Below are 21,119 nucleotides of genomic sequence, written 5' to 3'. Positions count from 1 at the left end.
ATAGCTATTAGCTAATGGCTGTGAATTTTCTTAAATTCACGGCCATTAATGCGAGGCCCATCTCGTTTTCAACCTTCGATTTTCCTCTCACAGAAAATCGAGTGAAACGCAAATTAGCCTTCAAGAATCCAAAAACTGGTTCCACGTCAATTTTGCGTTGACGATAAATGGTACTCGTTTTTTCTTCTGAAAGCTTTACTCTTACATATTCTTTTTGTTGCTCCCACTTCTCATTCACGATTAACTTACGATTATTTCCCTCTTTTGCTTTCGTACATAACGAACGTAGGGGGCATCCGGAACAGTCCTCACATTCGTATATCTTAAATTCACGCGTGAAATCATACTTATCCGTTTTAGTGGAACGATATTTAAATACAAGCTGTTGTTGGTTTGGGCAAGTGTATCGATCATGTTCTTTATCATAATCCCAGTTCTCTGTATTGAATTCGTTTTGCTTATGCTTTTTCTTCTGTTCTTTTACATACATGTTATACGTGATTAAGGCTTCTCGCTTACGGTTCGAAAGGATATCATCATAATTTTGTTCACTGCCATATCCAGCATCTGCGACGATGTGTTTTGGTAACTTAAAATAATGTTGTTCGATTTCATCTAAAAATGGGATTAATGTACGTGTATCCGTTGGATTCGGAAAAATGCTGTAGGCAAGCGCATACTGACCTTCTGTTGCCACTTGTATGTTATAACCTGCCTTCAATTGTCCATTTTTCATATAGTCATCTTTCATACGCATAAATGTTGCATCCGGGTCTGTTTTCGAATAACTATTTCGTTCGTCAAAAATTTCGAAGTCTCTTTGATACTTTAGTTTGCGTTCAATATAGTCGATCAATTGTTTGCGAGCCTGCTTTGGGAATTTCCGTTCCGTTCTTAAAGCCTTTCGCTCTGCTACATCCGATGACTCTTCAATTTTTCGATCATATTCAGAAATCACTTCATCTACTTTTTCGACCATTTGAGCGAGGTCTTCCAATGCTAATTCCTTTTCATTTTCCCGTTCAATTTCTGGCATGATTTCATTTTCAAGCAGCTCATCGTATAGCTGGTTTGACTTTTCAATTAGTCCGTTATGAAATTTCTCAACCGACTTTTTCCACACGAATGTAAATTTGTTCGCATTCGCTTCAATCTTTGTTCCATCAATAAAAATAGCTTCCTGGTCAATTAATTCTCCCTGTACCAGCTGGCAGCGGAATTGAACGAAGCATTGACGAATCAACTCTTTTACCTCTGGTTGGACACGGAATCGGTTGATTGTGCGGTAGGTTGGTTCATGCCCTTGAGCTAACCACATCATCCGAAGACTATCTTTTAAAAGCGCTTCAATTTTGCGCCCTGAGAAGACAGATTGCGTGTAGGCACATAAGATAATTTTAAGCATCATGCGTGGGTGGTAGGCAGGACAGCCCTCATTTCGAAGGAATCGTTCAAACGCTTCGGGCGGGATACTTTCGACTAAATGGTGGACACGGAAGGCAATATCATTCTTTTGTAACTTCACTTCTAAATCTAAAGGCAAAACTAATTGATTCATGTTATAATCTTTAAACATAAGGATCCTTCTTTCTGTATAATTTTGTTGTGGTGACTTAATTTTATCAGAAGTGGTCCTTATTTTTTATGAAAAAAATTTAAAGCCGGTGAAATTTTACTGATCGTAAAATTTCACCGGCTTTTTAGTTTAGAGATGGGTTTTGTCCCAGCCTCTTTCTTACGATTAGTCAACCTTATTTAAAGAATAATTTATATTTTTATGAGTGTGAAGTGGTGAGGGATATCCCTCACCACTTCACACTCATTTTTAGATACGCCAAAAAGACCTGACGATTTTTATTTTTTTCGAAAGGTCATTATGATATAGTTCTATGTAGGTGATTATGATTTTTGAGCTGGTAGTGCGGACTCATAATCGTAAAGAATGCCATGCGTCAGTAACTGAAATGTCACTTTCAGAAACTTATTGATGCAGGCGATGATCGCAACCTTATGAGGCTTCTTCTGAGGTTGCTTTTTTAATTTGTAGTAATAGTCCACAAAATGATTCGGTTTTCCTTTAGCCATAAGCATGGCGCACACCATAAAATATAAAATCTTCCGTAAATGTTTGTTTCCTCGTTTATTAATCCTGTCTCGATATTGCGTATTCCCAGACTGGTACCGCATAATATCAATGCCTGCGTAAGCATTCAGTTGTTTCGCATTTTGAAAGCGGCGGATGTCACCAATCTCTCCAATTAATCGGCACGCCGTTGAATCGCCAATCCCAGGAATCGAACGAAATACTAGATATTCTTTTCTTCCTTCCGACAATTCCACCATCTGTTTCACAAGCGCATCTTTCTTCTCTAGTAAATCCGCAATGCGAGCTGCGTAATCTCGTGCTTGATCACAACGAATATCTGTGGGTTTAATCGCTGGGTAACTATTTTCAGCTGCTTCTAATAATGTAATAGCTTTAGCCTCCGCACGCATTAGCGATAGTTTTTTTCGCGTATTGCCCTTTAAACGATTTTTAATAATCGTTTTTGAATGGGCCTGTAAAAGTGTTGGGTGCGGATATAGTTGTACAATATTTAAAAATAGTGCTGAACTCGGTGTAACCAGTTTTTCTAATTCTGGAAAACTCAACTGTAAAATGGCATGCATTCTACTTTTGAGTAAAATGATTTCTTCGTCAATTTCATCGTAATAACGAGTCAGTGCACGCATCTGTTCATAATAATCGTCTTGTATGTACGTTGTTTTGCGTTCCATTTTGAAATGTGTCTTCGCGAGTTCATGGGCATCACTGATATCGGTTTTATTGCGACGCATCGTTGCCATCTGTAAATTCGCTTCAAGTGGATTCATGCGGCAGTATGCATAGCCGTACTCTTTGAAAAACGCTTCGATAGATTTTGAATAGATGCCTGTTGCTTCAAATACGATATCTGGCGCTTGTCCATCTTGCTTTGTCATCTCTTCCATTCGTTCGTGTAATCGCTCGAAATCACCCCGTGTATGATGTAGCACACCTTCAAACTCACATTGGCGGTGACCATCATAAATCGCAACGGTACTTTTTCCTTTACTGACATCTAACGCAATGACATGTTTCATCTCATTCTTCTCCTTTTGACCAATCATAGAAGCCTTCACAGTACCTTATCGATTCCACTTTCTTATACACGATCTCTTGGATCCAACATACTAAACTGATTCATATAAGGGCATGAAGTTAGCCGGTTTTATATACGGACTCACAAATGGTCCCAGAGGCTGGTCGGCTTTTCTTCACTTCTACTATAAAAAAATAGTAGCACAAACCATGGCCTTGGTTTGTACTACTAATGTTAGTATGTTTTAGTTGAAAAACAGTATTCAATTGAATCCGTTAAAAGCATCTGCTAAATGGTGCTCTTAATCTTTTTTTTGCGGACGGAAGAAGTAGCGGCAGCATCCTCTACACATTTATCGAAAATGGCGATTGAGAATCAATTTTAGCATTTAAATATTAATGAAAAGAGCCTCTACACATCATATCTAAAGCATGAAACATAAAGGTTACATAATGAAGAAATGCAAGAATAGAAGAATTTTATGTTAGGAAAATCAAAAAAATGAAAAATGGGGTTTGAATTTAAGTATTTCGTCCGATAAAAACTTATGAAGAAATTTTATTCAATAAAAGAAGGGAAGGTACGAACCGGGGGGAGTTATCTTTTTGAAACTAAACAGAAACTACAAAATAGAAGAAAAAATATTATAAGAACTAGTGAAGACAAAAGGAGAGCGGTCGCATGAAACGATTATTTAGAAGCTTTAAGGGTAAGCTCTACGTATTATTTGCTCTTATCTTACTAATCCCAGTTATTTCTGTAGGAAGCTTATCGTATCTTTCAGCAAAGAATTCGATAAAAGATGAAATACTTTTTAGTGCGGATGAAAGTGTAAATATTTTAAATACGTTAATTGATAATACCATTAGTGAAAAAATGAATGACATTAATGTCCTCAGCAAGGAAATAGATTCTTCAATGTATAAAGAGCATGCAACGGTATTAGATACAAAATTTCAGCAATATATAAAGCTACATCCAGATGTACTAACTATTTATATGGGAACAAGTGAAGGATCCGTATTTGTAGAACCAAAATCTAATAGTGCGGATTACAATCCTTTGGAAAGAGATTGGTACAAACAAGCTACGGCTTTGAAGGGAGAAACGTTAATAACGAATCCTTATAAAGATGTAGCGACAGGAGATATGGTCGTAACAGTTGCTCGTCAGGTAAAAGATAAATCAGCGGTATTAGCAATTGATATAAAATTGGCAAACCTTCAAAAAGTTTCGGACTCTATTAGTATCGGAAAAAATGGATATCCTTCTATTTTTGGTGAAAATAATATGGTCATTTCACATCCGACTATAGAACCGGGAAGCGAATTAAAAGAAAGCTTCATCGATAAAATGTACGACAGCAAATCTGGAACGTATGAATATGTCTATGACGGTGAAGACCGAATTTTGTTCTTTACAACGAATGAATTGACGAATTGGAAAATTGCAGGCACAATTTTTGCAAAAGAAATTGATGAATCAGCATCGCCAATTTTATTTAATACTTTACTCGTGTTAATTATTGCGATTGTCATAAGTGCAATTGTTTTCTATTTTGTTATGAAGGGAATCATAAAACCGATTAAATCGCTCAAAGATAGTGCAGTAACCATTAGTAAAGGTGATTTAACAGAGAAAGTGATAATTACTTCTCAAGATGAGATTGGGCAGCTAGGACAAGCCTTTAACGATATGCAAGAGAGTCTAAGGACACTGATTCAAAAAATAGAAGAAAATGCTGAGGAGGTAGCTTCGTCGGCAGAGGAACTAACAGCCAATGCCACTCAAACGAGCGTTGCTACAGAAAAGGTGGCTATTTCGATACAAGATGTTGCGACGAGTGCTGACACACAAACGACAAGTGCCAACAAGAATGCAGAATCGTTACAGGAACTTTCTAAGGCCATTCTTCATATCGCGGAAATCTCTTCAACTGTGACGGATCTTTCACAGCACGCAACGCTACAGGCAGATGAAGGTGGAAAAGCAGTCCAAAATACAAAAGATCAAATGCAATCTATCCATTTATCGGTAACCGATTCAAACATGAAAATTCAAACACTACATGAACGCTCGAAGCAAATTACATCCATTCTAGATGTAATTACAAGCATTGCAGATCAAACTAACTTACTGGCTCTTAATGCAGCAATTGAGGCAGCAAGAGCAGGAGAGCATGGAAAAGGCTTCGCAGTTGTTGCAGATGAAGTGAGAAAGCTGGCGGAGCAATCACAGAAGTCTGCACAACAAATTTTCGAGCTAATTCATGGTATTCAGTTAGAAACAGAACAATCTGTAAACATCATGGCAAAAGTTACAGAGGATGTTCAAAATGGACTGCATGTATCGGATGAGGCTATTACGAAATTCCAAGTCATTAAGACAAGCATGGATAAAATTACTCCTAGAATGGAAGAGGTATCTTCTGCTTCTGAACAGATGTCAGCAAGTGTGCAAGAGGTGACAGCTATTACGGAGGATTTGGCATTCTCTGCACAAGGAAATGCAGCATCTACAGAGGACGTTGCAGCATCTACAGAGGAACAATTAGCTTCGATGGAAGAAATTAATGCTTCTGCACAAGCGCTTGCGCATATGGCAGATGAGTTAAAACAGCTAATTAGTCAATTTAAATATTAAAAGAATCAAATCTACGAAAAACTATAGTGTCAATGAGATAAGGTGTCCTATTAAATAAAGTATGACTCTTGTACAAAACGAATGAAATCAGCTTTACGATTCTATTTTGAGATTCGACTGCGTGACTATTTTGTTTTTCAACACTAATAAATGTGTCTGTGTTATAACTAGCTGATATTAAAGAAAAAGAGAGATCGAATAGCATCGATTTCTCTTTTTTCTTGTTTGATCGAGTCATTCTATTAAAGCACATTTCGTTTTTAACCTTAGATTTTCAATGGACTTGAGTGAAACGCAAATAAGCCTTCAATAATCCAAAAACTGTTCTACATCGTTTTTCAGTTGTCGCTAGATGGCACCTGTTTTTTCTGAAAGCTTTGGAATTACATATTCTTTTTCGGGCAACAGGTTTTTGTATACACACAAGCGAAGCGACAGCCATGAACCTATTTAAAGTGAGATTCTAAGTATAGTTGAATGATGAAGAAGTACAAAATAGAAGAATTTACATTAGTTAATCAAAAAAATGAAAAAAAGGGTTTGAATATATGTATTTCGTCCGATAAAAGCCTAGGGTGAAATTTCATCGATAAAAGAAGGGTAGGTTGTAAACAGTAGATAGAAGCGGCATTCTTTTTGAGTCTAAATCATCGAGTATAGTGCCAGTAAAAGATAATACGAAATTATACAAAAAACACACATCTTAAGAACTAATGAAGACAAAAGGAGAATTGTTGAATGAAAAAAATATTTGGTAGCTTTAAGGGCAAGCTCTATACATTGTTTGCTCTAATCTTGCTAGTCCCAGTTATTACTGTTGGGACTTTTTCATACCTTTCGGCAAAAAAATCGATAAAGGAAGAAATATTATTTAGTGCAAATGAAAGTGTAAATATTTTAAATAAAGTCATTGATGAAACCATTAGTGCTAAAGTAAATGACATTAATGTTTTTAGCGAGGAAATAAATTCTTCTAAGTATGAACAGAACGGAGCCGCGATATTAACAAATTTCCAACAATATATGAAGATGAATCAAGATGCTTTAAGTGTATATCTTGGAACAAATGAGGGAGCATTATTTCTAGAACCAAAATCGGATCTTAAGGATTACAATGTTTTAGAAAGAGATTGGTATAAAAAGGCTACGGCTTTAAAGGGAGAAATTTTAATAACGAATCCTTATATTGACGCATTTACTGGAGAGATGGTTGTAACAGTTGCCCGTCAGCTAAAGGACAAATCTGGGGTAATAGCGGTTGATTTAAAATTGGCAGACATTCAAAAAACCGCAAGCTCAATTCAAATCGGAAAAAATGGATATTCTTCTATTTTTGATGAAACTAGAAAGGTCATTTCACACCCAACTTTAGAACCTGGTAGCGAATTAAAAGAAAGCTTCCTCGACAAAATGTACGACAGCAAATCTGGAACGTATGAGTATGTCTTTGACGGTGATGACCGAATTTTGTTCTTTACAACGAATGAATTAACAAATTGGAAAATTACTGGTACTATTTATTCAAAGGAAATTGATAAATCAGCATCATCCATTTTAAATCATACGTTACTCGTGTTAATTATTGCGATTGTCATAAGTACGATTGTTTTCTATTTTGTCATGAAGGGAATCATAAAACCGATTAGATCGCTCAAGGATAGTGCAGTAACCATTAGTAAAGGTGATTTAACAGAGCAAGTGACAATTACTTCTCATGACGAGATAGGACAGCTGGGGCAAGCCTTTAACGATATGCAAGACAGTCTAAGGACACTTATTCAAAAAATAGAACGAAATGCTGAAGATGTAGCATCGTCGGCAGAAGAGCTTACAGCCAATGCTAATCAGACAAGCATTGCCACAGAAAAGGTTGCCATTTCGATTCAAGATGTTGCGACAAGTGCTGACACACAAACGACAAGTGCCAACAAGAATGCAGAATCGTTACAGGAACTTTCTAAGGCCATTCTTCATATAGCGGAGATCTCTTCTACGGTAACAGATCTTTCACAGCACGCAACGCTACAAGCAGATGAAGGTGGAAAGGCAGTCCAAAATACGAAAGATCAAATGCAATCTATCCATTTATCGGTGACCGATTCAAACACGAAAATTCAAACACTACATGAACGCTCTAAGCAAATTACGTCCATTTTAGATGTAATTACAAGCATTGCAGACCAAACTAACCTACTAGCGCTCAATGCAGCGATTGAGGCAGCAAGAGCAGGAGAGCATGGAAAAGGCTTCGCAGTTGTTGCAGATGAAGTAAGAAAGCTAGCGGAGCAATCCCAGGAATCTGCACAACAAATTTTTGAGCTAATCCATGGCATTCAGTTAGAAACAGAACAATCTGTAAACATCATGGCAAAAGTTACAGAGGATGTTCAAAATGGACTGCATGTATCGGATGAGGCTATTACGAAATTCCAAGTCATTAAAACAAGCATGGATAAAATTACTCCTAGAATGGAAGAGGTATCTTCTGCTTCTGAACAGATGTCAGCAAGTGTGCAAGAGGTGACAGCTATTACGGAGGATTTGGCATTCTCTGCACAAGGAAATGCAACTGCTTCAGAGGACGTTGCAGCGTCTACAGAAGAACAATTAGCTTCGATGGAAGAAATTAATGCTTCTGCACAAGCGCTTGCGCATATGGCAGATGAGTTAAAACAGCTAATTAGTCAATTTAAATATTAATAAAATCAGGCATAACAAAAAACGCCATTCCGTTTGAGGAATGGCGTTTTTGAATAATTATCGATCTTCTTCCCAACAATCAGTATTTTTCAATTTTGGGATTGATTTTGCATAAAATACAGGATTTTTGCCTGCATTTCGTTGCATTGTAAAGTCGTCTAACACTTGGAAGGCAATTTTACCAAGTAACAGGATGATCGTAATATTGATAATAGCCATTAGTCCCATGAATAGGTCTGCTAAGTTCCAAACAAGCTCTACTTGCGCAAGAGAACCAAACATCACCATAGCAAGAACTAAAATACGGTAGCCAAACATCCAACCTTTATGAGCATTCATAAACTCAATATTAGATTCACCGTAATAGTAATTACCGACAATAGAACTAAATGCAAAGAAAATAATAGAAATAGCGATAAAGTAAGGAGCCCAATCACCCACATGTACAGCTAAAGAATTTTGTGTAAGAATAATTCCATTACTTTCACCAGTATTATAAAGACCAGCTAAAATAATGATAAACGCTGTTGCAGAACAAATCATAATTGTATCAAAAAATACACCTAAGCTTTGCACTAATCCTTGCTTAGCAGGGTGAGAGGTATTTGCTGTAGCCGCGGCATTAGGAACACTACCCATACCAGCTTCATTAGAAAATAATCCACGACGTACACCTTGCATAATAGCAACCCCAATCGCTCCACCAGCAGCTTCACGAAGACCAAACGCTTCTGTGAAAATCAGCTTGAAAACGGCAGGTATTTCAGACAGATTCGTCACAACAACATAAAAGGCTACGGCTAAATAGAAAATAGCCATCACGGGTACAAGTACTTGTGTAACTTTTACAATTCTATGTACGCCACCAAAAATAATCAAGGCCGTTAACACAACTAACATAATACCAATGATATAGGGCTCAATATGAAATGCCTCACCTACAGATGTTGCAATCGTATTCGATTGAACAGCATTAAATATAAAGCCAAAGCTTAACGTTAAAAGAATACTAAAAACGATCCCTAATTTTCGTTGACCTAACGCTTTTTGCATATAATAAGCTGGTCCACCACGGAACGTATCGCCATCCTTTACTTTGTACACCTGTGCAAGCGTACTTTCAATAAATGCAGTTGCCATTCCTAAGATGGCGATAATCCACATCCAAAATACCGCTCCAGGTCCACCTACCCCGATTGCTAACGCAACGCCTGTGATATTACCAGTACCTACACGTGAGGCTGCACTAATCGTAAAGGCTTGGAACGGAGAAACACCTGACTCTCCCTCTCTTTTTTCTACTATTAAACGAAACATTTCAGGGAAAAGTCGAATTTGCACAAACTTTGTGCCAAAGGAAAAATACAATCCTGCAACTAATAACAATGTAATAATGAAATATGTCCATATTATATTATTAGTATCATTTACAATATTCGATATCCATTCCATTTTTGCTTACCTCCAATCTCAATACGCTTTAGTCTACACTGTTTTTTTGTCAAATTTCAACTTTTTGAAAATAATGAATTATTTTAATTTTTATATAGTGCAATATTTGATCCGCTAGTTCTAGATATTGTTTAGGATGTGGACATTTGATACCTATTTATACATTCGAAATAGCAATCAATTATAAATATTTGATCTCAGTTTTTTACCGAAATTTTACCTGTTAAAAATAATAAAATGAAACGAAAGAAAAAAATGCATGCAGTAATGAAAAGGAGGTTAAGTATGGTATTTTCCTTTCTTTTGTATTGGCATTCTTTAACTCCTTTCGTCGGGTATCCAAACACCCGCTGAAATAGAGGAACTCAGTTTAAGAACGCCACGTCCTGTGGCAATTTATCTGTTAAAACAATTGCAGGCCTAAGCACAAAGCCGATTCCGGACGCAATTATGCCGAGGCAAAATTGATTGATGATGGTTATGTTGATAATCATATTTGCAGGAATTATCACTTTTTTATTCCCTAAGTTTCCATCTATTGTTGTATTGATCTTTAGTGGTTTAATAGGCTTTGTGTATTCCATATGCATTGATTTTAAGGACGCATATATATTTTTTATTGGTATAAATTGTGTTGTTTCTTTCATTTCCATTTTATTGATTAGATATTTGAAATCTAGCAAAGAAAAGCTGAAGAAATGGAAAAAGAGCTTTATTTTTTTTGAAAATTCCCTTATTTAAGTTAGGATTGTTAGTATAATAGAGAAATTAAAGGGGGAATTTGTGTGAAAACAATTGGCATGATTGGCGGTATGAGCTGGGAGTCTTCTGCCGAGTATTATCGTCTGATGAATGAAGAGGTAAAGCAACAATTAGGAGGCTTACATTCAGCAAAATGTATTTTGTATAGTGTAGATTTTCAAGAAATCGAGCATTATCAAGCTGAGGGAGAGTGGTCGAAGGCAGGGCAAGTGCTTGCAGAGGCGGCGCAATCTCTAGAGAGTGCAGGGGCAGAATTTATTGTTATTTGTACAAATACAATGCACAAGGTTATTGATATTATTACGAAAAAGATCACAATTCCGATTTTACATATTGCTGATGCGACAGCAAATCAAATAGAAAAAGCTAGTTTACAAAAAATTGCCCTTCTTGGGACAAAGTACACGATGGAGCAAGATTTCTATAGAGCTAGAGTAGAGGGTTTTGGTATTGAAGTGCTTGTTCCGCCTGCTGAGGAACGAACTGAAGTCAATCGTATCATCTATGAAGAATTATGCTTGGGCAAAATTGAACAAACATCGAAAGACTATTATTTACGTGTGATAGAGAACCTTGTGCAATTGGGAGCACAAGGAATTATTTTAGGCTGTACAGAAATTGGATTACTCATTAAACAGGAGGATGTGAACGTACCTGTTTTTGATACAACTCTTATACATGCACAGGCTGCTGTAAATATGGCGATTCATAAGGGGGACTAATATGCCAAGAAAAGTACGAGAAAAGGGGATCGTAATTGGAACGTTAACAACAGGTGAAAAAAACTGTATTACCGATGTTGCTGGCGTGCGTGTAGGTCATGTAACGCTTGATGAGAAAATTAACCAAGACGGCGCTTATGCATGTACTGGGGTAACTGCGATTTTACCCCATGAAGGCAATTTATTTCAGCAAAAGGTTACTGCTGCAAGCTATGTGTTAAACGGATTTGGTAAAACGACAGGTCTAGTGCAAGTAAACGAGCTTGGAGTAATTGAATCGCCCATTATGCTAACGAATACATTTGGTGTTCCGGCAGTAACTCAAGGAACGCTGCAGTTTATGCTAGATTCGAATAATGAAATAGGTCATTCAACAGGAACTATTAATATAGTAGTTGGGGAGTGTAATGATAGTTATTTAAATTCCATCCGAGAATGTCCTATTACACCAGGGCATGCTATAGAGGCGATTTGCAAGGCGTCAAATGAACCTGCAGAGGAAGGGGCAGTCGGAGCGGGAAAAGGAATGATGTGCTTTGGCTACAAAGGTGGTATTGGCTCATCATCCCGAATCGTAACTCATGGGTCAACGAATTATACAGTAGGATGTATGGTCCTTAGTAATTTCGGACAAAGCTCAGAGTTTCTAGCACATCGATATACTACTTCAAATGTTCAAAGTGAATCGACATCATCTCCAACAGATGGCTCCATTATCATCGTACTTGCTACAGACGCTCCGCTTAGTAGTCGTCAACTGACACGTGTCATTAAACGATGCGGCATCGGACTAGGACGTACGGGCAGTCACTTTTCACATGGTAGCGGAGATATAGTCATTGGCTTTACAACAGCACACCAAATCGCTCATGTATCAGAACAGCTTATTGAAATACGTACACAACTACGAGAGGATCACCCTATCATGAATCAATTATTTGCAGCAGCTGCAGAAGCAACAGAGGAAGCGATCTTAAACTCACTTTCACAGGCACAAACAACAATTGGTCGAAATGGACATAAAGTTGAAGCATATCAATTTTAAATGGGGATGTGAAAATATCATTACACATAAATCAATAGATGAAATTGTAGAGCATATTAATTTTAGTCCTTTACTACCTAATGATAAGCAAATGCAAAATATCTATAATTTTTCAGTGCGCCCGGAAACAAAAAATGATCGTAGTTCGATATACTTTTATGCAAAACTTCAGAATGGAATTATTCGAGTAAAACAATTTTTCTATGATTGGGCTTTCCCTTTTATCTATGCAGATACAAATTTAGTTAGACAAGGTTACCCTTTCGTAATAAATAATAGAGTGGGCTTTATTGGAATTGATTATAAAAATAACAAAGCTTTATGCTATTCTGTAGGATTTACAACTGTGGAGATGTCCGTTTTTGAAGGTGATGTAACGGACGAAGAATTAATAGAATATATTACAAATTTAGTGTTGATAAACTATGATTTGTCAAAACAATCTTTCGCTACTGTAAGTTATACTGCTAGATATGATCAAGGTAAATGGGCAGAAGATGAAGTAACGAGAGTAAAATGGTTTGAACCAGAAACAATTAATGGGGAAAATACTTTCTCAGAGATATTATTAGATTATAAGCTAGATTCGGTTGGGATTGGTAAAGAAACGAATGAAGTCCAATTGCTTTATCGACAAAAGGACAACCTTACAGACGGGTGTTGGATTTCAATAGCACCGCATACTTTAGAACAGGATTTACCAAAAGCTTTAGGAAGAAATATTGGAACTCGTCAAAAATGGAGATTTAGATTATTGAAAATTCCATATGAAAATAGAAAAATTGAAGTATATTATGGAGTTCAAGAAACTAAAAATCCGGCAAGGTGGTTCTGGTTTAGCTTTAATAATAAAATTATTCAATGTCATATTCGTTCTTCAGTATATGAAACGTCATCTTTAGTGCGCGAATTATTAATAAAGATATTTTATAGTTGGCATGTTTAGTAGAAATAACTAGAAGTGTTTACCTTCATTTTGATTAATTTCAAAATGGAGGTTTTTTATAACCAATTTAATTTGATTCAATTACTAAAAATCATCATCGAAAGTTGTGGATGATATTTGTTAAAACGTATGCATATTAGTTGATTGAAGTGGAGACTGAGCGACTCCTTGGGGATTAGCGGCTCATCGGACGCCAATAGGAAGCTCTGCTCTGTGCGAAAGCGAAGCGTCAGCGGCAAATGTTTTATCTGTGGCGAAAGCGAAGCGACAGCAACAAATGTTTTATCTGTACGAGAGCGAAGCGACAGCAACAATGTTTTATCTGCGCGAAAGCGAAGCGTCAGCGGCAAATGTTTTATCTGTGGCGAAAGCGAAGCGACAGCAACAAATGTTTTATCTATGCGAAAGCGAAGCGACAGCAACAAATGTTTTATCTGCGCGAAAGCGAAGCGTCAGCGGCAAATGTTTTCTGCGCGGCAGCGATAAAAGCGCCCAGTCGGAACGGAAATCAACCACACTCTATGTGAAGGGCTATAAATTTGAAGATGGTTATTCGCCATTTTTTATCATCTTTCGGTAATCTTCTACCCCATCCTCGAATAAATTCCTATATAGGTGAAGAAACATTATTTTTCGACTCCTTGCATCAATTATATGGCGGATATTGTTTGAAATGCAGAGAATAGCTATTACTCTGTAATATTTCTTTTTTTATCTAGTCAATAAATTTAAGGTATGATACATTCATTAAAAACTGAATTATCCGAAAATTTATCGAAACCTGAAATTGGAGGTGTGTACTATATATGACGCTGTTTTTCAACCTATTGAGGTAAATAAAACTTCAATAAGGGACTCAACGCCAGCAATTCGTGAAAATGGCGAGCCATTAATTAAAATCGGAGAAGAACATTCGAGGATTTTTATTAAACCAATTTACTATCATCAAAAAATACCAAACAGTTTACAAGCAATTTATTTACGACAGAGTGTGTATGAACGATTAACACAAGCGCTGTTGTTATTGTCTAAAAATTATAGCCTTATCTTATATGATGGCTATCGTCCGTTCCAAGTGCAGCAATTTTTGTTTACGAGTTTTTCAAAACAAATCGCACAGCGTTTTCCCCATTTTACTGAGCAAGAGATTGTAAAAAAAACGCTAAAGTTTGTTGCGTTTCCTAGCGTTGATCATGCTCATTTTGCCCCTCATTTAACAGGTGGAGCGATTGATGTGACACTAGGAGATTTAGATGGCAATGCTTTAAATTTAGGTACAGCATTTGATGAAATCAGTGAAAAGTCTGCGACACGCTATTTTGAACAACATCCAGAGGAAGATTGGGAAGCCTGTGTTCATCGACGTCTTCTATATAACTGTATGACAATGGTTGGCTTTACGAATTATTCAGAGGAATGGTGGCATTACGATTTTAATAATGTTTCATGGGCAAGACGTGTAGGTGCACAAGAAGCTAGCTATGGGGCCGTGGAAGCAATAATTCAAGATAATAATGTAAAGGAGTTTCGATTTCTATGAAGGTCTATATTAGTGCAGATATTGAAGGGATTACTGGTACAACAGCTTGGAGTGAGACGGAGCTAAACGCGCCAGATTATCAGTTTTTCCAAAAGCAAATGACAAAGGAAGTAGAAGCCGCTATAGAGGGGGCTATTCTTGGTGGAGCGACAGAAATTTTATTAAAGGATGCTCATGATTCAGCACGCAATCTTGATATTTCAAATTTACCAGTAAACTGCAAAGTTATTCGAGGTTGGACGCTTGATCCGATGTGTATGGTTGCGGGACTTGATAAGAGCTTTGATCGGGCAGTTTTTATTGGCTATCACAGTAAAGGAGGAAGTGCGCGTAATCCTTTAGCACATACGCTTTGTGTTTTTGCTGATGTGAAAATCAATGGTGAATACGCGAGTGAATTTTTAATAAATACGTACGCGGCTGCTTTACATGGTGTCCCCGTTTCGTTTGTCAGTGGAGATGTGGGGTTAACAGAGGAGATTCAATCTATCAATGATAACATCATCACATTTGCCACGAAAGAAGGGATAGGAAGTGCGACCATTAGCGTGAGTCCACAGCTGACGATTATGGAAACGAAACGACTTGTTGAGGACTCGATGAAGGTGTCACGTGAAGATTTACAAGTGACATTACCTGAGCGCTTTGAAGTGGAAATCATTTATCGAGATCATACACGAGCGTATCGAAATTCTTTCTATCCGAACGCTACGTTTAAGCCACATAATACCGTGGAATTCGTAACGGATGATTTTTATGAGGTACTTCGAATTTTACAGTTCTTAACATAAGTAACGAAAAGGTAGGTGAATCGATGAAAATTAAAAATATTGTCGTGGGAAAGGTTGAGGCACCGCTTATAACACCATTTAAAACAGCACTGAGAACAGTACATAGCATTCACAATATTGCCGTCTATGTTCATGCTGATGAGGGGCAAATAGGCATCGGTGAAGCGGCACCGACTGCAGCTATTACTGGTGAAACACTAGGGTCTATTTCGCACGCCATAGAAGAGTATATAAAGCCAACCATTATCGGGATGGATATTGAAGAATTAACAGAGATCATGGAGCGAATCGACAGCAGTATTTATCAAAATACCAGCGCAAAAGCTGCGGTAGATATGGCGATTTATGATTTATTTGCTAAGTACTATCAAACACCTTTGTATAAATTACTAGGGGGCTATCGGAAAGAATTAATAACAGATATTACGATAAGTGTTAATGATTCTGAAGAAATGGTGAAGGATAGTATAGCCGCTGTACAACGAGGTTTTCAAATTTTAAAAATTAAGGTGGGGAAAGATCCTGCAGGTGATGTCGAGCGGGTTGTTGCCATTCGTGATGCAGTTGGACACGCCATAACATTACGTGTTGATGCAAATCAGGGCTGGACACCGAAGCAGGCTGTACAAATTATTGGTGCACTTGAAGATGCTGGTACAAATGTTGAATTGGTTGAGCAGCCTGTTCATTGTCATGATCTAGCTGGAATGCAATTCGTGACAGCTAATACATTAACAAATATTTTGGCAGATGAAAGTGTTTTCTCTGCAAAAGATGCCTATACAATTATTGAAAAGCGAGCTGCAGATTTGATTAATATTAAGCTCATGAAAACAGGAGGCATTTATCAAGCGCAGAAAATTTGCCACATTGCTGAGGCAAACGACATACCATGCATGATTGGTTGTATGCTAGAGACAAAAATTAGCGTTAGTGCCGCTGCACATTTTGCCGCATCACAGAAAAATATCACGATGGTAGATTTAGACGGACCAAGCTTATGTACGAAAGATCCTATTGCTGGTGGTCCAATATTTGAAAATGATCGAATTAGGATGACGGATGCTGTTGGAATTGGATTTTCATAATAAAGTGCAGCTTCAATCAGTGAGGGGGTTTTTCATCCCTACTGACTGTAAATAGAACCAATCGGGCTTTATGGATAGTTGATCTCTCACTTTTATTTTTTGTTTCGCTATAGTGGGATTTTCACTGTCTCTTTATGTAGATAAATAAGATTACTAGGGGGATGCTTATTATGAAAAGGTATTGGTTGCTTTTCGTGTGTCTTGTTGTAATGCTTTGTGCAGCCTGTAGTGATGATTCATCAAGTGAAAAAAATCAGAGTATCGCGTGGTTTATTCAGGGGAAATAAAAACGTTAAATTACTTAAAGACCTCTGAAACGAATGAGTTTGCTATGGCGGCGAACTTGGTCGATGGATTAATTGAGTATGATAAGTATGGTGTTGTACAACCAAGCTTAGCAACAGAATGGTCATCAAATGACGATGCTACAGTTTGGACGTTCAAGCTTCGTGACGATGCAAAATGGGTTACACATGACGGTAAAGAGTATGCGGATGTTGTTGCTCAAGATTTTGTAGATGGCTTACATTATGTACTTGATGCAAAAAATGAATCATCAACAGCTTGGATTGCTACGGTCGTAAAGAATGGGGAAGCATTCTATAACGGTGATATGACAGATTTTACGAAGGTTGGCATAAAGGCAATAGATGAACATACAGTAGAATATACTTTAGAAAAGCCAACACCTTACTTCCTATCTATGTTGAACTATGTCTGCTTCTTCCCGGTTAATGGTAAGTTTATAGCGGAAAAAGGCGATAGTTTCGGTACGACTAATGATAATTTCCTTTATAACGGATCATTTATTTTAGATAAATTCGAGCCGCAAAATGAAAGAGTACTTGTGAAAAATGATAAGTATTGGGATAAAAACAATGTTCTGATTGATCGTATTCGCTATAAATACAATAAAGAAGCGGCTACAGTTGAACCAGAATTATTTTTACGAGGAGAAGTCGATTCAGCTAGTATACCAACTTCTATTATTGATGAGTGGTTTAAAGATGAAAAGAAAAAATCACAAATTCGACAAACACAAAATAACTTCTATACGTATTTCTATGCATTAAACTTTAACCCGCAATTTGATGAAGAATACGAGCCTGAAAATTGGAAGAAAGCGGTCAATAATAAAGATTTCCGAAAATCTTTATTCCATGCATTTGATCGTGAATCTGCAATGTTAACTTTAGAACCTTTTAATCCAAAAGATTTGCTTAGCAACACGATTACTCCAAAAAACTTTGTCGATGTGGAGGGGGTTGACTATACACAGTTAACACCATTAGCTGATATTGCAAATAACGACTCCTTCAACAAGGAGAAGGCATTGGAATACAAGGAAAAAGCGAAAAAAGCGCTTGAAGGAAAAGTTACTTTCCCAATAAAAGTGGTAATGCCTTATAACTCAGGTATGCCGGATTGGGCAAATCGTTCACAAGTGGTTGAACAGCAGATTGAAAAATTATTAGGTACTGATTATGTAGATATTATCATAGAGGCAGGACCATCAACAGGCTTTTTATCAGAGGTGCGTAAACCTGGTAAATTTGCATTACTCGAAGCAAACTGGGGTCCAGACTATGCCGATCCGTCAACGTATACGGATCCATTCACTGCAGACGGTACTTATAATAAACCGGAGCTAGCTGAAGGTTATAAAGAAGCAAATGGAAAATCAAAGTACCAAAACTTAGTGGACGAAGCAAAGGCGACGATCGATACAGAAAAACGTTACGAATTGTTTGCAAAAGCGGAAGCCTTCTTAATTGATGAGGCATTTGTTATCCCTTATTCAGTAGGGGGGAGCGGCTATGTTGCCTCTAAATTAAATCCATTTGAAGCTCAATACTCTCCATTTGGTGTGACTGCTGAGAAATTTAAAGGTCAACGAGTTTTAGATAAGCCAATGAGTAATGAGGAATTTAAAGAAGCTTTAGCGAAGTGGGAGAAAGAGCGTGCGGATGCATTAGCTAAAGCGGCGAAATAAAAACATTGTGTTTCATTGCAAGATAAATGCATAAGCGGTGAGTATTTATCTTCATTCAGAAGACTCCAACCTTAGAAGGTGGCGTGGTGAATGCAGATGTGGTTCCTATTCAACCCACTGAATGAAGATAAAGCCTCCGGCGGATGTCACGGATTTTGAAAGGATGAATATAAGGATGTTAGCCTAAAACCTTCGCATCCTGCGAAACCGGCTAACTGACCTGCATCGGTGCTGCTGTCGCAACGCTTTCGCGCAAAAAACATCTGCAGGCCTGAGCACAATTCAAAATCCGGACGCAATTACGCCAAGGCGAAATTGATTCAAGGAGATACCGAAATAAAAAAGTCGGCGTCTCCTTTAGTCTTTCTGGAGAAGGAGGATGAAATGATGCTGTGGTATATAGGTAAACGTTTATTACAATCAGTTTTAACACTATTTATTATTATTACGATTGTTTTTTCATTACTTCGTTTAATGCCAGAAGAAGGTTATTTAGGGGCAGCGGCGAATAAAATGTCACCTGCACAACAAGAAGTATATTTAACGAATTTAGGTTTACGCGACCCGTTACTTGTACAGTTAGGGAATTTTTACGCTAAGCTGTTTCATGGTGATTTAGGTAAATCCGTTACATATCGGACAGATGTGCCAGTTGTCACGATTATTGCAGATAAAATCATGTATTCCTTGCTCTTTGGTTTAGGTGCGGTTGCACTATCGCTTCTAATCGGAGTTCCGCTCGGAATATTGATGGCCCAGATGAAGGGACGCTGGTTGGACCGCTTAGGGACTGGCTATATTGTCATAATCGTAGCGGTGCCAGCCGCCGTCTATTATTTAGTCATTCAAATGTATATTACAGAAATTTTTCATTTACCAATGCTTTTTGATGAGTATAAGCCTATTACGTGGATTTTACCACTTACTTCAATGGCACTGGCGCCGACTGCATCCTATGCTATGTGGATGAGGCGTTATATGGTAGATGAACTTAACAAGGATTATATCAAACTAGCAAGAGCAAAAGGGGTCAAAGAACGTACATTAATGTTTAAACATGTACTACGAAACGCTTTTATTCCGATGGCGCAGTATTTACCAGCAACTATTCTTTTTACCATTACAGGTTCCATCTACATTGAATCCTTATATTCCATTCCTGGTATGGGGGGCTTACTCGTAGATGCTATACAACGACAGGATAATACGATTGTACAAGGCTTAGTGCTTGTTTTCTCTTCACTTGGAATTATCGGACTAATTTTAGGTGATATTGCAATGGCCCTTGTTGATCCGCGGATTAAACTGGGGAAAGGGGAGAGTGTACGTTAATGGGAATGTATTCAGAGGAAATAAACAATATTTCAAACAAATCACGTGAATCATTGTTCGAATTTGCGGAAGTAGATGAACGTCAAGCTGAAGAAACAGCCTATTCTAATTATTCCTATTGGCGTTCAACATGGAAATCCTTTTTGAAAAATCGCATCGCTGTCTTTTTATTAGTTGGCGTGCTTATTATCGTAGCTTTTACGATTTTACAGCCTTATTTACCAGCGCAAAAATCACCGACTGAAATATATTTAGATGAGCAGACAGGTCTCCAAGCACGTAATATTTCACCAAATGCTGAATTTTGGTTTGGGACAAATTCCATTGGGCAGGATTTATGGTCACGTATTTGGGCAGGGACAAGAACCTCGTTATTTATTGGCTGTGTGGTTGCTTTAGTAGAGGCTATCGTCGGTATTACAGTAGGTACGCTTTGGGGCTTTTCACGGAAATTAGAGGTGCCCATCACACAGCTTTACAACGTCGTTGATAACGTACCGACTACGATCGTACTTATATTAATGTCTTATATTTTGCGACCAAGTATTTCAACCATTATTATTGCCATGTGTATTACCGGCTGGGTAGAAATGGCAAGATTTATACGCAATCAAATTGTGATTTTGCGTGATCGTGAGTATAACTTAGCCTCAAAATGTTTAGGAACACCCGATTATCGAATCATTTTAAAAAATCTTTTACCTTATCTCATTTCAGTCATTATGTTACGAATGAGTCTAGCTATCCCATTTGCAATAGGCTCAGAAGTATTTTTAACATACATTGGATTAGGACTACCGATTAGTGAGCCGTCTTTAGGAAATTTAATCAATGAAGGACGAGTGCTCATGATGTCTCCAGAATTAAGATATCAGCTCATTTTTCCAAGTATTGTATTAAGTGTCATTACGATTGCATTTTATATTATAGGAAATTCATTTGCAGACGCAGCAGATCCGAAAAATCACGTATAAGGGGGATGT

General features: G+C 37.5%; 14 protein-coding genes and 1 pseudogene. 12 read left to right on the top strand and 3 right to left on the bottom strand.

Annotation, left to right across the window (positions count from 1 at the left end):
• Window positions 1-16: 16 nt before the first annotated feature.
• Together JNUCC51_RS03065 and JNUCC51_RS03060 are read right to left on the bottom strand one after the other, a co-directional pair.
• A pseudogene (locus JNUCC51_RS03065) lies at window positions 17-1,576 on the bottom strand (IS1182 family transposase); the annotation flags it as partial.
• Window positions 1,577-1,899: 323 nt separating this feature from the next.
• The gene (locus tag JNUCC51_RS03060) at window positions 1,900-3,123 is read right to left on the bottom strand and encodes an IS110 family RNA-guided transposase (protein WP_337988445.1); all 1,224 of its coding nucleotides are present in this window, start codon (window positions 3,121-3,123) and stop codon (window positions 1,900-1,902) included.
• Between the two features lie 680 nt (window positions 3,124-3,803).
• Here JNUCC51_RS03060 and JNUCC51_RS03055 point away from each other — a divergent pair.
• Entirely contained in the window at window positions 3,804-5,765 is a 1,962-nt protein-coding gene (locus JNUCC51_RS03055; protein WP_337990782.1) for a methyl-accepting chemotaxis protein, read from the top strand.
• Window positions 5,766-6,503: 738 nt separating this feature from the next.
• Window positions 6,504-8,465, top strand: a complete 1,962-nt coding sequence (locus JNUCC51_RS03050) for a methyl-accepting chemotaxis protein (RefSeq protein ID WP_337990781.1) — start codon at window positions 6,504-6,506, stop codon at window positions 8,463-8,465.
• Between the two features lie 57 nt (window positions 8,466-8,522).
• Here the strand turns inward: JNUCC51_RS03050 and JNUCC51_RS03045 are convergent, their stop codons facing one another.
• Window positions 8,523-9,917 (bottom strand): alanine/glycine:cation symporter family protein, encoded by a 1,395-nt coding sequence (locus tag JNUCC51_RS03045; RefSeq protein WP_337990780.1) that lies wholly within the window; start codon window positions 9,915-9,917, stop codon window positions 8,523-8,525.
• 785 nt (window positions 9,918-10,702) lie between these two features.
• On the opposite strand from JNUCC51_RS03045, the gene JNUCC51_RS03040 reads away from it, so the two are divergent.
• The 10 genes from JNUCC51_RS03040 to JNUCC51_RS02995 all read left to right on the top strand — a co-directional run bounded on the left by JNUCC51_RS03040 (window position 10,703) and on the right by JNUCC51_RS02995 (window position 21,110).
• Window positions 10,703-11,401, top strand: a complete 699-nt coding sequence (locus JNUCC51_RS03040; protein ID WP_337990779.1) for an aspartate/glutamate racemase family protein — start codon at window positions 10,703-10,705, stop codon at window positions 11,399-11,401.
• 1 nt (window position 11,402) lies between these two features.
• Window positions 11,403-12,446, top strand: coding sequence for a DmpA family aminopeptidase (locus JNUCC51_RS03035; RefSeq protein WP_337990778.1), 1,044 nt, complete (start codon window positions 11,403-11,405; stop codon window positions 12,444-12,446).
• Complete coding sequence (locus JNUCC51_RS03030; protein WP_337990777.1) at window positions 12,427-13,392, top strand: hypothetical protein; 966 nt, start codon at window positions 12,427-12,429, stop codon at window positions 13,390-13,392. The genes JNUCC51_RS03035 and JNUCC51_RS03030 overlap by 20 nt, the downstream gene beginning before the upstream one ends.
• A 250-nt stretch (window positions 13,393-13,642) precedes the next feature.
• Window positions 13,643-13,972, top strand: a complete 330-nt coding sequence (locus JNUCC51_RS03025) for a hypothetical protein (RefSeq protein WP_337990776.1) — start codon at window positions 13,643-13,645, stop codon at window positions 13,970-13,972.
• Between the two features lie 213 nt (window positions 13,973-14,185).
• A complete protein-coding gene (locus JNUCC51_RS03020) occupies window positions 14,186-14,932 on the top strand; it encodes a M15 family metallopeptidase (RefSeq protein WP_337992179.1) in 747 nt (248 codons plus the stop codon).
• A complete protein-coding gene (locus JNUCC51_RS03015; RefSeq protein ID WP_337990775.1) occupies window positions 14,929-15,723 on the top strand; it encodes a M55 family metallopeptidase in 795 nt (264 codons plus the stop codon). Before JNUCC51_RS03020 ends, JNUCC51_RS03015 begins: the two co-directional genes overlap by 4 nt.
• A gap of 23 nt (window positions 15,724-15,746) precedes the next feature.
• Complete coding sequence (locus JNUCC51_RS03010) at window positions 15,747-16,811, top strand: dipeptide epimerase (protein WP_337990774.1); 1,065 nt, start codon at window positions 15,747-15,749, stop codon at window positions 16,809-16,811.
• A gap of 331 nt (window positions 16,812-17,142) precedes the next feature.
• On the top strand, window positions 17,143-18,804 hold the full coding sequence (locus JNUCC51_RS03005; RefSeq protein WP_337990773.1) for a peptide ABC transporter substrate-binding protein: 1,662 nt from the start codon (window positions 17,143-17,145) through the stop codon (window positions 18,802-18,804).
• 387 nt (window positions 18,805-19,191) lie between these two features.
• Complete coding sequence (locus JNUCC51_RS03000) at window positions 19,192-20,136, top strand: ABC transporter permease (protein ID WP_337990772.1); 945 nt, start codon at window positions 19,192-19,194, stop codon at window positions 20,134-20,136.
• Entirely contained in the window at window positions 20,136-21,110 is a 975-nt protein-coding gene (locus JNUCC51_RS02995; RefSeq protein WP_337990771.1) for an ABC transporter permease, read from the top strand. The genes JNUCC51_RS03000 and JNUCC51_RS02995 overlap by 1 nt, the downstream gene beginning before the upstream one ends.
• Window positions 21,111-21,119: the final 9 nt, after the last annotated feature.

This window comes from Lysinibacillus sp. JNUCC 51, from assembly GCF_015999525.1.
Classification (GTDB): domain Bacteria; phylum Bacillota; class Bacilli; order Bacillales_A; family Planococcaceae; genus Lysinibacillus; species Lysinibacillus xylanilyticus.
This window is presented reverse-complemented; position numbering and strand designations above follow the sequence as displayed.